Origin of the sequence: Desulfocurvus sp. (assembly GCF_023230885.1) — a bacterium.
Taxonomy (GTDB): Bacteria; Desulfobacterota; Desulfovibrionia; order Desulfovibrionales; family Desulfovibrionaceae; genus Desulfocurvus.
In genome coordinates, this window is sequence record NZ_JALNWM010000088.1 from 1 (window position 1) to 13011 (window position 13011).

Consider the following 13011-nt stretch of genomic DNA (forward strand, 5'->3'; position numbering starts at 1 on the left):
CGGCATGGCGGGGCGGATGCCCAAGATGCCGGGGCTGCCCGGCGCGGGCGGGATGCCCGGCCTGGAGGGCCTGGACGGCGCCGCCCCCGGGATGCCCGGAATGCCGGGCATGGACGAGGGCCAGCCCAAGAGCGGCTTCACCAAGGCCCGCAAGGAACGCAAGAAGCGGGTCAAGCCCGCAAAGCTGAAGAAAAAGAAACGCTAGACGGCGCGAACCGGGCTGCGGCTGCTCCGGGGCGCTTGCAAATACACGGCAAATAGGAAAACAGCCGGTTTCCGCCGGTTGCTTGCTTTTATTATTGAAATTGTAATAATCTACCAGTGGGAGTATAGAAAAGATGGCTATGAAGCTTCGTTTGACCAGGATGGGTTCCAAGAAGCGTCCGTTCTACCGCATTGTCGCCGTGGACAGCCCCACCCGCCGTGACGGCAGGGCCCTGGACTACGTCGGGTACTACAACCCGATGGTCGAGCCGGTGGAGCTGAAGGTGGACCAGGAGAAGGTGAAGATGTGGATCGAGCGCGGGGCCCAGCCCTCCGACACGGTCCGCGCGCTGCTCAAGCAGGCCGCCAAGGCCTCCGAGTAGGCGCCCCCCTTCCCGTTCCGCCGCCCGCCCGGCGGCCTGCGGCAATGTTCTGCGAGGCGTCCCAGCTCACGTTGCGATGCGGAGGGTATCATGTTGAAGGACCTGATCTCGTACATTGCCAAGTCGTTGGTCGACAATCCTGACGCCGTGTCCGTCTCGGAGATAGAAGGCGAGCAGACCTCGGTCATCGAACTCAAGGTGGCCAAGGAAGACCTGGGTAAGGTCATCGGCAAGCAGGGCCGCACGGCCCGGGCCATGCGCACCATCATCGGTGCGGCCTCGACCAAGGCCAGGAAACGGGCCGTACTCGAAATCATCGAGTAGGCCGCCCGCCGCCCCGGCGGCTGGCGGCGTGTCCCGGCACCCCCGGCGGCCCAGGCCGCCGGGGGTGCCGGGACGCGGCGCGCCCCCCGGCCGGAACGCGGCCAACCGCAGCCAGCCGGAGGAGCGGGTGCAGGACGTGGACAAGGATTTCGTCGTCGTGGGCGAGATCCTCAAGCCTCATGGGGTTCGGGGGGAGCTGCGCGTGGTCTGCCACGCGCAGTCCCCTTTTTTGTTCGACGAGCTGGCGTGCGTGTATCTGCGCCCGGGCCCGCGCACGCCCCGGCCCGACCCCCTGGCGACCCTGGGCCCCGGCCCGCTCCGCCCCGGGCAGGTCGCCCGCGCCCGCAGGCGCCCCCCGGCCCGGCCCCGGCGGGTGGAGGTCACCTCCTGGCGCGAGCACAAGGATCTTGTGCTCCTGACCCTGGCGGGGGTGGACGACCGCGACGCCGCCGAGGCCCTGCGCGGGCATGAGGTCCTGGCGCGCAAGGCCGACCTGCCCGATCCCGGCGGCGAGGAACTGTTCCTGCACGAGATTCAGGGGCTGACGGTGCTGCTCGACGGCGGGGAACGCCTGGGCGAGGTGCGCGACATCATGCTGCCCGGCGGCCAGGAGGTTTGGACCATCGTCACCGACGACGGGCGCGAGGTGCTCTTCCCGGTGGCCGAGGAATTCCTGGTGGCCGTGGATCCGCAGGCCGGCACGGTGACCATCGCCCCGCCCCCGGGGCTTCTGGAACTCTATCTCGACGGCGGCGGGGCCTGAGCCCGCCCGGAGCGCGTGTGCGATTCACCCTGGTGACCCTGTTCCCCGAGTTCTTCGACTCGCCCCTGGCCAGCGGGCTCATGGCCCGCGGGGCGCAGGCGGGGCTTGTGGAATTCGCCCGCGTGAATCCGCGCGATTTCGCCACGGACCAACGCGGCACCGTGGACGGCCGGCCCTACGGCGGCGGCCCGGGCATGGTCATGGCCTGCCCGCCGCTGGCGGCGGCCCTGGAGAGCATCCCCCGGCCCGGGCGGATGATCTACCTGTCGCCGCGCGGCAAGCGGCTGGACCAGGCCCTGGCCCGCGAACTGGCCGCCGAACCGGCCCTGACCCTGGTCTGCGGGCGTTACGAGGGCATCGACCAGCGCCTGCTCGAAGCCTTTCCGCTCCAGGAGGTTTCGGTGGGCGACTTCGTGCTCGGCGGGGGCGAGGCCGGGGCGCTGTGCCTGGTGGAGGCCGTGGCCCGGCTGCTGCCGGGCTTCATGGGCCACGACGAGTCCGCCGACGAGGAAAGCTTCGCCCAGGGGCTCCTGGAGTATCCGCACTACACGCGGCCCGAGGAATTCCGGGGGCTGCGGGTGCCGCAGGTGCTGGCCGGGGGCGACCACGGGCGGGTGGCGGCCTGGCGGCGCGAGCGGGCCCTGGAAACAACCCTGGCCCGGCGCCCGGACCTCCTGGCCGAGACGGACCTGGACGAGGCGGACCTGGACGTGCTGCGCCGGGCGCGACGCGCCAAAGGCCCCGGCCTGGGCCGCAATCTGCACCTGGCCCTGCTGCACGCCCCGGTGCTCAACAAATTCGGGCAGACCGTGGCTGTGTCTTTGACAAATCTCGACGTTCACGATATAGCCCGCGTTTCCCGAACGTGCGGGCTCGGCGGCTACTACATCGCCACGCCCCTCGTGGACCAGCGCGCCCTGCTGGATTCGCTGCTGGGGCACTGGCTCGAGGGGCCGGGCCGCGAGGCCAACGCGGACCGGGCCGAGGCCCTGAGCCTTGTGCGCGCGGCGGCCGACCTGGACGAGGTCCTGGCCGATGTGGGCAGGCGCTGCGGGCAGGCGCCCCGGGTGGTGGCTACCAGCGCGCGCGGCGCGGGGAGCGCGACCCCGGGCCGGGTCCGCCGGTGGCTGGGCGAGGGGCCGGTCGTGCTGGTCCTGGGCACGGGCCACGGGCTGGCGCCCGAGATTCTGGAACGGGCCGACGGCGTGCTGCGGCCCCTGCATGCCCTGGGCGGGTACAACCACCTGCCCGTGCGCGCGGCGGCGGCGATGATCGTTGACCGCGTGCTGGGCGACCTGTATTAGACGGTTCCCAACGCGAGAAAACATTCCTTGCAAGGAGTTTTGATATGGAAATCATCAAGAAGATCGAGCAGGAGCAGCTGCGCATCGACATCCCGCAGTTCAAGGCGGGCGACACCGTGAAGGTGCACCAGCGCATCATCGAGGGCGGCAAGGAGCGCATCCAGGCGTTCCAGGGCGTGGTCCTGCGTGTGCATCGCGGCACCACCAACGCCACCTTCACCGTGCGCAAGGTGTCCGATGGCGTCGGCGTGGAGCGCATCTACCCCCTGCACAGCCCGTTCATCGAGCGCGTGGAGCTGATCAGCGAAGGCCGCGTGCGCCGCAGCCGCATCTACTACCTGCGCAACCTCAAGGGCAAGGCCGCCCGCATCAAGACCAAGAACCAGTGGGACTAGTCCCCCCGGGGTCTTTTGCTGCGGGTTCGCGCCCGCGTCCATGAGCGCGGCGGGAGGCGACCCATGTCGCTGTTGAGCTGTCACCAAGGGGCCGGGGAAGCGTTTCCCCGGCCTTTTGCCGGTGTCGACGAGGCCGGGCGGGGCTGCCTGGCCGGTCCCGTGGTGGCCGCCGCGGTCATCCTGCCCCCGGGCTTCGACCTGCCCGGCCTGGGCGACTCCAAGAAATTGTCCGAACGGCGCCGCCTGGCGCTGGAACCGGCCATCAAGGCCCAGGCCGCGGCCTGGGCCCTGGGCGTGGTCTGGCCTGCGGACATCGACCGCATGGACATCCTGCGGGCGACCTTCGCGGCCATGAGCAACGCGGTGGCCCGGCTGCGCGTCCGCCCGGTCTTCGTGGCCGTGGACGGCGACAAGACCGTGCCCGGCCTGGGCCCGCCCCAGCGCGCCGTCATCGGCGGCGACGCGAAAATCCCCGAGATATCCGCCGCATCGGTGCTGGCCAAGACCTTCCGCGACCGGCTGATGACCGCCCTGGCCCGGCGCTATCCGGGCTACGGCCTGGAAGTCCACAAGGGCTACGGCACCCGGGCGCACATGCAGGCCCTGGAGCGCCTGGGGCCCTGCCCCCAGCACCGCCGCACGTTCCAGGGCGTGCGCCCCAGGGCGCGCGCGCGGGAGGATTCGCTGTGCCTGCCGGGCATCTGACCCTGGGCCGCCGGGGCGAGGACGCGGCGGCCGCGCACCTCGCGGCCCGGGGCTACGCCGTCCTGGCCCGCAACTGGCGCGGCCGGGGCGGCGAGCTGGACATCGTGTGCCAGCGGCGCGGCACGGTGGTCTTCGCCGAGGTCAAGACGCGCACCGCCGGACAGCTGGCCACGCCCCACGACGCCCTGACCCCGGCCAAGCGCCGCAACCTGGCCCGGGCCGCCGGGGAATGGCTGACCGCCCACGACGCCTGGGACCGGCCCTGCCGCTTCGACCTGCTGGCCGTGGTCGAGGACCGGGGCCGCGTGACGGTGGAGCATGTGCAAAACGCCTTCGACCTGAGCCCCGGCCCAGGCGGGGAGGGAGGCTGGCAGCCGTGGTGAACGACGCACCCGCAAGGGCCCTGGCGCCCGCGCTGTATGTGGTGGCGACGCCCCTGGGCAACCTGGGCGACCTGTCGGCCCGCGCCCGCGAGGTGCTGGCCGGGGCGGATCTCGTCCTGGCCGAGGACACGCGGCGCACGGGCTCGCTGTTCAAGGCGCTGGGCATCCCGGCCCGGGGCTTTGTGAGCTGCCACGAGCACAACGAGCAGGAGCGCCTGGGCCGCGTGCTGGAGCTGGTGGGGGCCGGGGGCAGTGCGGCGCTGGTGTCCGACGCGGGCACGCCGCTGTTGTCCGACCCCGGCTTCGCCCTGGTGCGCGCCTGCCGCGAGGCCGGGCTGGGCGTGGTGCCCGTGCCGGGCCCCAGCGCGCCCCTGGCGGCGCTCATGGCCTGCGGGCTGCCGCCGCTGCCGTTCACCTTCCTGGGTTTTCTGCCCCGGCGCGACGGCGACCGCCGCCGCCTGCTGGAGGCCCATGCCGCAACCGGGGCCACCCTGGTCTTTTTCGAGCGCAAGAACCGGCTCATGGACAGCCTGGCCGCGGCCCACGCCGCCCTGGGCCCGCGCGAGGTCTGCGTGGCGCGCGAATTGACCAAGGTACACGAGGCATTTATACTCGGGAGGTTGGACGCTCTCGGGGAGCTCGACGTGCCCCTGCTCGGCGAGTTCACGGTGGTGGTCGGTCCGCCCGCGCCCGGCGCCCGGGATCTGGACGAGGACGGCCTGCGGGCCATCCTGCGCGAGGAGCTGGCCGCCGGGGGCAAGCCCCGCGAGGTGGCCCGCCGCGCGGCAGCCCGCGCCCCGGGCTGGACCACGAAACAGGCCTACGCCCTGCTGGGCGGGCTGGACGGCTGATCCGGCGCGGTCCCTGCGCGCCCTGCAACGCACCACGGGAGAGCATGTGCAACAGTCCACCCGGCGGCCCCCCGCCCCCGCCCAGGCGTCCGGAGCGTTCCCTTCGGCGCGGGTGCTGCTGCGTTGCCTGCTGCGCACATGGCTCGTGGGCGCGGGCTTCAACACCCGGGGCATGCAGAACATCGGGCTGGCCTACGCCATAGACCCGGGGCTCGTGCAACTCTACCGCGACCCCGAGGCCCTGCGCCAGGCCCGGGTGCGCTACGCCACGCACTACAACACCCATCCTTTCTGGACTCCGCTGCTGGTGGGCATATTCCTGGGCATGGAGCGCAAGATCGCCAAGGGCCTGTTCCCGCCCGAGATGCTCGAAAACGTGCGCGCCACCACGGTCTACACTCTGTCGGCCATCGGCGACTCGCTGTTTGGCGGCAGTGTGCTGGTGTTCTGGTCGCTGTCCTGCGCCTGCCTTGTGGCGGCCGGGCAGGGCAGCCTGGCCGTGGCCCTGGGGGCGCTGCTGTTCCAGGGGCTTGTGGTCTTCAAGGCCCTGACCTTCTGGATGGGCTTTTGCGAGGGGCTGACCTTCCTGCACCGCCTGGGGCGCTGGAACCTCATCAACTGGAGCCAGCGCGTCAAGCTGTTCAACGCCGTCCTGCTTGTGGCGTTCTGGGCCCTGGCCTGGCCCGCGGACCTCGCCTGGTTCCTCTGGCTGCCCACCGGCTTCGCCTTCGCCGCCGTGGGCATGATCCTTACCGCCACGGGGCTCTCGCGGGAGATCCTCGCGGTCCTGGCCGTGGCCGCATATCTCGGCCTGCCCTGGCTCATGCGCCTTGCCGCCGGGTTGTCGCCGATCTGAGACGCTTGCACCCCGCGCCTGGGCGCGGCATAGGGAAGGAGGCTCTAGTGAGCAACGAGGAGACAGCACAGGAAGACAGCGCCAGCGCCGAGGTGCGCGTGGGCAACGAGCTGGGGCTGCATGCCCGGCCCGCCGCCCGCCTCGCCAAGGAGGCGCAGCGCTTCGCCTGCGACATCAGCCTGGTAGTGGACGGGCAGGAGGTGGATGCCAAGAGCATCCTGGACATCCTGACCCTGGCCGCCTCGCCGGGCTGCACCATGACCATCCGGGCCAAGGGCAGCGACGCGCCCCTGGCCGTGCGAAGCATCAGCGAACTCTTCAGCAGCCGCTTCGGCGAGGAGAAATAGTGGCGCGAAAGGTCCTGACCGGCATCCCGGTCTCCTCGGGCATCGCCATCGGCAAGGCCTTCTTCATGAACAGAAGGCTCTACGGCAGCATCCCGCGCCAGTCCATCGCCGCACACCTCGTGCCCGGCGAGCAGGCCCGCCTGTGCCAGGCCCTGGCCCAGGCCGCCGACGAGCTGGAGACCGCGCGCGCCCAGGTGCCCGCCGAGCTGCGCGAGCACTCCCTGATCATCGACTCCCACGCGACCATCATGCGCGACCCCAAGCTGCGCGACTCGGCCTGCGGGTTCATCGAACGCATGCGCATCAACGCCGAATGGGCGCTGCTCAAGGCCGTCAAGGACCTGGAGGACAAGTTCGCGGCCATCGAGGACGAATACATCCGCCAGCGCATCCAGGACGTGCGGCTGGTGGCCGACCGGGTGCAGTCCAAGCTCATGGGCCTGGCCCGCGAGCTGCGCGAGATCGAGGGCCGCATCATCCTCATGGCCCACGACCTCGCCCCGGCGGACACCGTGGGCCTGGAAGTGGACAAGATCATGGCGTTTACCACCGCCGAGGGCGGCAAGACCTCGCACACGGGCATCCTGGCCCGTTCGCTGCAAATCCCCTCGCTGGTGGGCGTGCAGGAACTGGAGGACGAGGTCCGCGACGGGCAGCTGGTCATCATCGACGCCCTCAAGGGCCGCATCCTGGTCGAGCCCGGCGAGGACGAGATACTGGAGTATTCCCTGCTCCAGAACCAGTTCGAGCTGTACCAGAAGGCCATCATCCGCAACTGCCACCTGCCCGCCGAGACCATCGACGGCTACCGGGTGCAGGTGCTGGCCAACATCGAGCTCTTCGAGGAGGTCGCCGCCGTCCAGGACCTGGGCGGCGAGGGCGTCGGGCTCTACCGCACGGAATATTCCTACATGAACCGCATGACCCTGCCCGACGAGGAGGAGCTGACCCGGGAGTACGTCGGCCTGGCGTCCTCCCTGGCGCCGGGCAAGGTCGTTTTCCGCACCCTGGACCTGGGCGCGGACAAGGTCGTCTCCCAGCTCGGGGCCATCGACGAGCGCAACCCGGCCCTGGGCCTGCGTTCCATCCGCTTCTGCCTCCAGCACAAGGAGCTGTTCAAGGCCCAGATCCGGGCCATCCTGCGCGCCAGCGTCGCGGGCAACGTGGCCATGATGTACCCGATGATCTCCGGGCTGCGCGAGCTGCGCGAGGCCAACAAGGTGCTCAACATCGCCCGCCACGAGCTGCGCGCCGAGGGCGTGCCCTTCAACGAGGAAATGCCCGTGGGCATCATGGTCGAGCTGCCCTCGGCGGTGATGACCGCCGAGCTGCTGGCCAAGGAGACGGACTTCTTCTCCATCGGCACCAACGACCTGATCCAGTATTCCCTGGGTATCGACCGCACCAACAAGAACGTGTCGTACCTTTACCAGCCGCTGCACCCGGCCATCCTGCGCTCCATCAAGCACGTCGTGGACGCCGCGCACCAGAGCGGCATCGAGGTCAGCCTGTGCGGCGAGGTCGCGGCGGACCCGTTCTGCGTGCCCATCCTCATGGGCATGCAGATCGACTCCCTGTCCATGAACCCCCAGGCCATCCCGGGCATCAAGCGCATCATCCGCCAGACCACCATGGCCGAATGCAAGGACCTGCTGCGCCGCGTGCTCGAATGCCGCACCGTGAACAAGATCAACAAGCTGGTCATGGACACCATTTTCCAGCGCTTTCCCGAGGAGCTGACCTTCTTCTCCTCGCTCATCGAATCCGAGGACCTGATCTGACCATGACCCAGAAACCGAGGACCGGCGAAAAACTCATCGCCAGCAACAAGAACGCCCGGCGACTCTACGACCTGCTGGAAACCTTCGAGGCGGGCATCGCCCTCATGGGCTCGGAGGTCAAAAGCCTGCGCGCCGGACGCGTGAGCTTCAAGGACGGCTATGTGCGCCTGAAAAACGGCGAGGCCTGGCTTGTGGGCGTGCATGTGGCGCCCTACGAGAACGCCGTGCACACCGGCCACGACCCCGAGCGCGAGCGCAGGCTGCTGCTGCACGCCCACGAAATCGCCCAGCTGGCTGCCAAGGTGGAGCAGAAGGGCCTGACGGTGGTGCCTGTGCGCCTGTATCTCAAGCAGGGCCGGGTCAAGCTGGAGATAGCCCTGGGCCGGGGCAAGAAGGTCCACGACCGGCGCGACGACATCAAGAACCGCGACATCGCCCGCGACACCGCGCGCGAACTGGCGCGCTACTAGCGGGGGCGGCCGTGGGCCTGGACAGGAACCAGCGGCGCTTCCTGCGCCAGACCTTCCCCGGCGACGGCTGCGTGCTCGACGCCGAGGCGGCGGCCGTCTTCGGGATGGACTCCAGCCGCCTTGCGGACGCGCCCTGGGCGGTGGTCCGCCCCGAGACCGAGGAGCAGGCCGTGGCCCTGCTGGCCTGGGCCCACAGCGAGCGGGTGCCGCTCTTCCCCCGGGCCCGGGGCACCAACGTGGTGGGCGACTGCGTGCCCCGGGGCGGCGGCGTGGTGGTCTCCACCCTGCGCATGAACCGCATCCTGGAGATGGACGGCGAGGACTTCTGCGCCGTGGTCCAGCCCGGGGTGGTCACGGGCGACCTGCAACGCGAGCTGGCCGCCCTCGGGCTGATGTACGCCCCGGACCCGGCCAGCGTGCGCGTCTCCACCGTCGGCGGAAACGTGGCCACCAACGCGGGCGGCATGCGCGCCGTGAAGTACGGCGTGACGCGCGAGCATGTGCTGGGTGTGCGCGCCGTGCTGCCGGGGGGCGATGTCTTGCGCACGGGGGGCCGCAACCACAAGAACGTGGTCGGGCTGGATCTGACGCGCCTGTTTGTGGGCAGCGAGGGCACTCTGGGGCTGTTCACCGAGCTGACCCTGAAGCTGCTGCCCCTGCCCGAGGCCACGGCCTCGGTGCTGGCGGGCTACGCGGGGGTGGATCAGGCTCTGGCGGCGGCGCGGGCGGTGCTGGCCGCGGGCATCCTGCCCACGGCCATGGAATTCATGGCCGAGGCGGTGCTGGAGGCCGTGCGCCGCGTGGGCGACGTGCCCTGGGGCCCGGAGGTGCGCGCGGCGCTGCTCCTGCGCCTGGACGGCGGGTGCGAGGCCCTGGAGGCCGAAACCCGGCGCCTGGACCGCGTGCTCGGGCCCACGGCCCCGGTGTTCCTGGAGCGCGGCACCGGCGCCGACGAGGAGCGCCTGTGGGAGGTGCGCCGACTGATCAACCCCGCCTCGTTCACCATCGCCCCGGACAAGATGAGCGACGACATCACCGTGCCGCGCGGGCGCGTGGGCCAGGCCCTGGAGCGCATCCGCGCCGTGGCCGAACAGCGCGGGCTGGACATCCTGGCCTTCGGCCACCTGGGCGACGGCAACATCCATGTGAACATCATGTACGACGCCAGCCGCCAGGCCGAGGACGCCGTGGCCGCCAAGCGGACCATCCTGGGCCATGTGCTGGCCCTGGGCGGGACCATGTCCGGCGAGCACGGGGTGGGCCTGACCAAGCTGCCCTACCTCGACCAGCAGCTTTCCCCGCGCGAGCGCGACCTCATGCGGCGCATCAAGGCCGCCTTCGACCCCCACGGCATCATGAACCCCGGCAAGGCATACTGACACAGCCCCGCCCGAAACCCCGGCGACGGCCGGACGAAACGCACCCGCAACGCCGGGGCGCGGCATGGTGGGACGCGGCACGCGGAGGGGCGCACCCGGCACCCCGCGTACCGCGCGGGGCCGCGCGGGGGCAACGCGGGGCCGTCCCGCCCAGGGGCCCCGGCCCTGGGGGCGGCAGCGCCTGTGCGCCCTGTTGGGCGCGGGGCCGCCCCGTCCGCAGGGATGCGCTCGCGGGCCGTCCGTGCTAGCATGGCGGGGAACCCGCGTCCCCGGAGTCCGCCATGCCCCGTTCCGTAAGCCGTTTCGCCTTGACGCCCCGCGCCCTGGCGGCCTGCGTCCTGCTGGCGGCCCTGCTTCCGGCGGGCTGCGCCGGGGTGCCGAGCGCCCTGGCCCCGGTGCCCGCCGCCCAGCACCTCCCGGCCCGCCCGCCCGACGACGCAGCCTTCGCCGTCCGGGCCCTGCTCGGGCGCATCCAGGGCGCCGCCCCGCGCGGAGCGGGCTACGCCCCCGAGGCCGCCGCCGCCCTGGACCGCCAGCCCTTCGCCTACCCCGGGTTCCGCGTCGCGGCCCACAGCCTGCTGCGCTACGCGGCGCCCCCGGGCGCCCCGCAGTCGCGCACGGCCTCGGGCCGCCTGGTGCTGGCCGACGCCCACGGGCGCGTGGCCGGGCTGGCCTACGATGTGGCCTACCACCTGGCGGACGGCGCCCTGGTGCTGGACCGGGCCCTGACCGCCCCCGTATACCGCCGGGCGGCCACGGTGCGCGCCTTCCTGGTGCCCAAGGACAGGCTGCCCCCGCCCGCGCCCACCTGGGAGGAGGCCTACGCCACGGCCGGGCGCCTGGACGCCATGCCTCCCGGGGGCCTGCGCACGCCGCACCTTCTGGGCACCCACGCCCTGCTGCTCTTCGTCATGGAACGCCTGCATCCCGAGGCCGACCTGCACCTGGACATCCCCATCCCCGAGGTGGCCGTACCCCTGGACCAGGTGCGCCTGCGCGCGGGCGCCTACGCCGACTACGACGGCTGGCGCGTGGCCGTGGTCGTCCTGTCGCCGGGGCTTACGGCCCGGGCCGCGGCGGACGGCGGCAGGAAGGGCTAGAAGGCCGCCAGGGCGTAGAGCGCGGCGACCAACGCCATAGACACGGCGCGCAGGGTCTGGCTGGCCACGATGAGCCTCACGGCCACGCGCTGGGGGAAGATGCCCGCGTAGTAGGGATATTGGTGGCGGATGGTGCGCATGGGCGAGGACAGCACGTTGCCGATGAGCAGCGTGAGCACGGCCATGTTCGGGGCGATGGCGCCCTGGTCCAGCAGAGGCCGCAGGGCCGAGAGCCCGGCGGCCAGTTCGCCCGTGGATTGCAGGGCGATGACCGAGACGACCTGGGGCGGCAGCCAGGACAGGAAGGACAGATGCGCGGCCATGAACCCCTCGATGGCCGCAAAGAGCCCCCACTCCTGAAGCAGGAAGAACAGCACATAGACCGGCACGGTGATGCCCAGGATGCGCCGGATGCGCCTGGAAAAACGCGACAGGGCCCGGCTCAGGGCCTCGCGGAAGGAGCGCACCTTGCTCTCCTCGAGGCGGCAGGGGATGCAGCCCTCGTCCAGGGGCGGATTGAGCAGCCGCCCGGCCAGGACCACCGCCCCCGTGCGCAGGACCGCCGCCAGCACCGCCAGGCCGACATAGGCGTTGGCCAGCTCGCCCACCAGGGACCGCGTGATGGCGTACATGGTGGGCAGGTGCAGGAAAAATGTCGGCAGGCTGTTGAAGAGGTTGGAGAACAGCAGCTCGCGGTCGCTGATGCGGCCCTGGGCGTGGGCGTCGGCCAGCATGGTGTTGGCCGACACGCCCGAGAAAAAGGCCATGGAGAACGCCGCGCCGCTCACGTCGGTCAGCCGCGCCGTGCGCGTGAGCGGCGTGGCCAGGACGGCCACGAAACGCGCCCAGTTCAGGGCCTCGATGAGCGTGCCCACCAGGAGCCCCAGGGCCACGAAGAAGCACAGCCGCGCCAGCGGCCAGCCCAGCCCCTGCCACAGGGCGGACAGTTCCCATTCCACCGGCGGCCTCCGCTAGCCCTGGTCCCCGGCGGGGGGGGCGTCCTCTGCTGCGGGGGCCCCGGGCCGGTCCAGCCCGGCGGCGCGCAGCTCCCGGGGGTCCATGTCGAAACTGTGCTCCGGCCCCGGGAAGTCCCCGCTGCGCACCTCCTCGCAGAAGGCGGCCAGGGCCCGGGTGGCCTCGCGGCCCAGCTCGGCGTAGCGCTTGACGAAACGGGGGGTGAAGCGGTCGAACAGGCCGAGTACGTCGTGGCTGACCAGCACCTGCCCGTCGCAATGCGGCCCGGCGCCGATGCCGATGGTCGGGATGCCCACGGCGGCGGTGACGGCCTGGGCCACGGGCGCGGGCACGGCCTCCAGCACCAGGGCGAAGCAGCCCGCGTCCTCCAGGCGGCGGGCGTCGTCCAACAGGGCCCGGGCCGCCCGGGCCGAGCGGCCCTGGACCTTGAAGCCCCCCATGCGGGCCACGCTCTGGGGCGTGAGCCCGATGTGGCCCATGACCGGAATGTCCGCGCGCAGGACGGCCTCGATGCGCCCCAGCACGCGCGCCCCGCCCTCGATCTTCACCGCCCCGGCGCGGCCCTCGGCCAGGAAGCGCGCGGCATTGCGCACGGCGTCGGCGTCGGCGGCCTGGTAGGAGCCGAAGGGCATGTCGCCGACCACCAGCGCGCGCGCCACCCCGCAGGCCACGGCCCGGGTGTGGTGGATCATGGCGTCCATGCCCACGTCCAGGGTGTCGGGACGCCCCAGGGCGACCATGGCCAGGGAGTCGCCCACCAGGACCATGTCCACCCCCGCCGCATCGGCCAG

16 protein-coding genes and 1 pseudogene are annotated in these 13011 nt (G+C 71.6%); 15 read left to right on the forward strand and 2 right to left on the reverse strand.

Features of this window, described 5'->3' with window-relative positions; translation table 11 throughout:
- The 15 genes and pseudogenes from M0P34_RS07935 to M0P34_RS08005 all read left to right on the forward strand — a co-directional run.
- A pseudogene (locus M0P34_RS07935) lies at positions 1–205 on the forward strand (signal recognition particle protein); the annotation flags it as partial.
- 133 nt (positions 206–338) lie between these two features.
- Positions 339–587 (forward strand): 30S ribosomal protein S16, encoded by a 249-nt coding sequence (rpsP, locus tag M0P34_RS07940; RefSeq protein ID WP_291498203.1) that lies wholly within the window; start codon positions 339–341, stop codon positions 585–587.
- 90 nt (positions 588–677) lie between these two features.
- Complete coding sequence (locus M0P34_RS07945) at positions 678–911, forward strand: KH domain-containing protein (protein WP_028586241.1); 234 nt, start codon at positions 678–680, stop codon at positions 909–911.
- A 127-nt stretch (positions 912–1038) separates the two neighbouring features.
- The gene (gene rimM, locus M0P34_RS07950; RefSeq protein WP_291498206.1) at positions 1039–1674 is read left to right on the forward strand and encodes a ribosome maturation factor RimM; all 636 of its coding nucleotides are present in this window, start codon (positions 1039–1041) and stop codon (positions 1672–1674) included.
- Between the two features lie 17 nt (positions 1675–1691).
- Positions 1692–2978 carry a tRNA (guanosine(37)-N1)-methyltransferase TrmD gene (trmD, locus tag M0P34_RS07955; protein WP_291498208.1) on the forward strand — a complete coding sequence of 429 codons (1287 nt, stop codon included), beginning with the start codon at positions 1692–1694 and terminating at the stop codon, positions 2976–2978.
- A gap of 44 nt (positions 2979–3022) precedes the next feature.
- Positions 3023–3373 (forward strand): 50S ribosomal protein L19, encoded by a 351-nt coding sequence (gene rplS / locus M0P34_RS07960; protein ID WP_291498210.1) that lies wholly within the window; start codon positions 3023–3025, stop codon positions 3371–3373.
- A gap of 63 nt (positions 3374–3436) precedes the next feature.
- Positions 3437–4078, forward strand: coding sequence for a ribonuclease HII (locus M0P34_RS07965; protein WP_291498212.1), 642 nt, complete (start codon positions 3437–3439; stop codon positions 4076–4078).
- Positions 4060–4461 carry a YraN family protein gene (locus M0P34_RS07970; RefSeq protein ID WP_291498214.1) on the forward strand — a complete coding sequence of 134 codons (402 nt, stop codon included), beginning with the start codon at positions 4060–4062 and terminating at the stop codon, positions 4459–4461. Before M0P34_RS07965 ends, M0P34_RS07970 begins: the two co-directional genes overlap by 19 nt.
- Positions 4455–5312, forward strand: coding sequence for a 16S rRNA (cytidine(1402)-2'-O)-methyltransferase (gene rsmI / locus M0P34_RS07975; RefSeq protein ID WP_291498216.1), 858 nt, complete (start codon positions 4455–4457; stop codon positions 5310–5312). The genes M0P34_RS07970 and rsmI overlap by 7 nt, the downstream gene beginning before the upstream one ends.
- A gap of 46 nt (positions 5313–5358) precedes the next feature.
- Entirely contained in the window at positions 5359–6168 is an 810-nt protein-coding gene (locus tag M0P34_RS07980) for a PTS system mannose/fructose/sorbose family transporter subunit IID (protein ID WP_291498218.1), read from the forward strand.
- A 47-nt stretch (positions 6169–6215) separates the two neighbouring features.
- Entirely contained in the window at positions 6216–6515 is a 300-nt protein-coding gene (locus M0P34_RS07985) for an HPr family phosphocarrier protein (RefSeq protein ID WP_291498220.1), read from the forward strand.
- Entirely contained in the window at positions 6515–8296 is a 1782-nt protein-coding gene (gene ptsP, locus M0P34_RS07990) for a phosphoenolpyruvate--protein phosphotransferase (RefSeq protein ID WP_291498222.1), read from the forward strand. The genes M0P34_RS07985 and ptsP overlap by 1 nt, the downstream gene beginning before the upstream one ends.
- A gap of 2 nt (positions 8297–8298) precedes the next feature.
- Positions 8299–8766, forward strand: coding sequence for an SsrA-binding protein SmpB (smpB, locus tag M0P34_RS07995; RefSeq protein ID WP_291498224.1), 468 nt, complete (start codon positions 8299–8301; stop codon positions 8764–8766).
- Positions 8767–8807: 41 nt separating this feature from the next.
- Positions 8808–10145 (forward strand): FAD-linked oxidase C-terminal domain-containing protein, encoded by a 1338-nt coding sequence (locus tag M0P34_RS08000; RefSeq protein ID WP_291498231.1) that lies wholly within the window; start codon positions 8808–8810, stop codon positions 10143–10145.
- A 281-nt stretch (positions 10146–10426) separates the two neighbouring features.
- Positions 10427–11245 (forward strand): hypothetical protein, encoded by an 819-nt coding sequence (locus M0P34_RS08005; RefSeq protein ID WP_291498225.1) that lies wholly within the window; start codon positions 10427–10429, stop codon positions 11243–11245.
- On the opposite strand, the gene M0P34_RS08010 is transcribed toward M0P34_RS08005, so the two are convergent.
- Together M0P34_RS08010 and panB are read right to left on the reverse strand one after the other, a co-directional pair.
- On the reverse strand, positions 11242–12204 hold the full coding sequence (locus tag M0P34_RS08010) for a hypothetical protein (RefSeq protein WP_291498227.1): 963 nt from the start codon (positions 12202–12204) through the stop codon (positions 11242–11244). The two genes, M0P34_RS08005 and M0P34_RS08010, sit on opposite strands and share 4 nt — an antisense overlap.
- A gap of 12 nt (positions 12205–12216) precedes the next feature.
- The coding region (gene panB, locus M0P34_RS08015; RefSeq protein ID WP_291498229.1) for a 3-methyl-2-oxobutanoate hydroxymethyltransferase at positions 12217–13011 on the reverse strand (795 nt) is incomplete at its 5' end.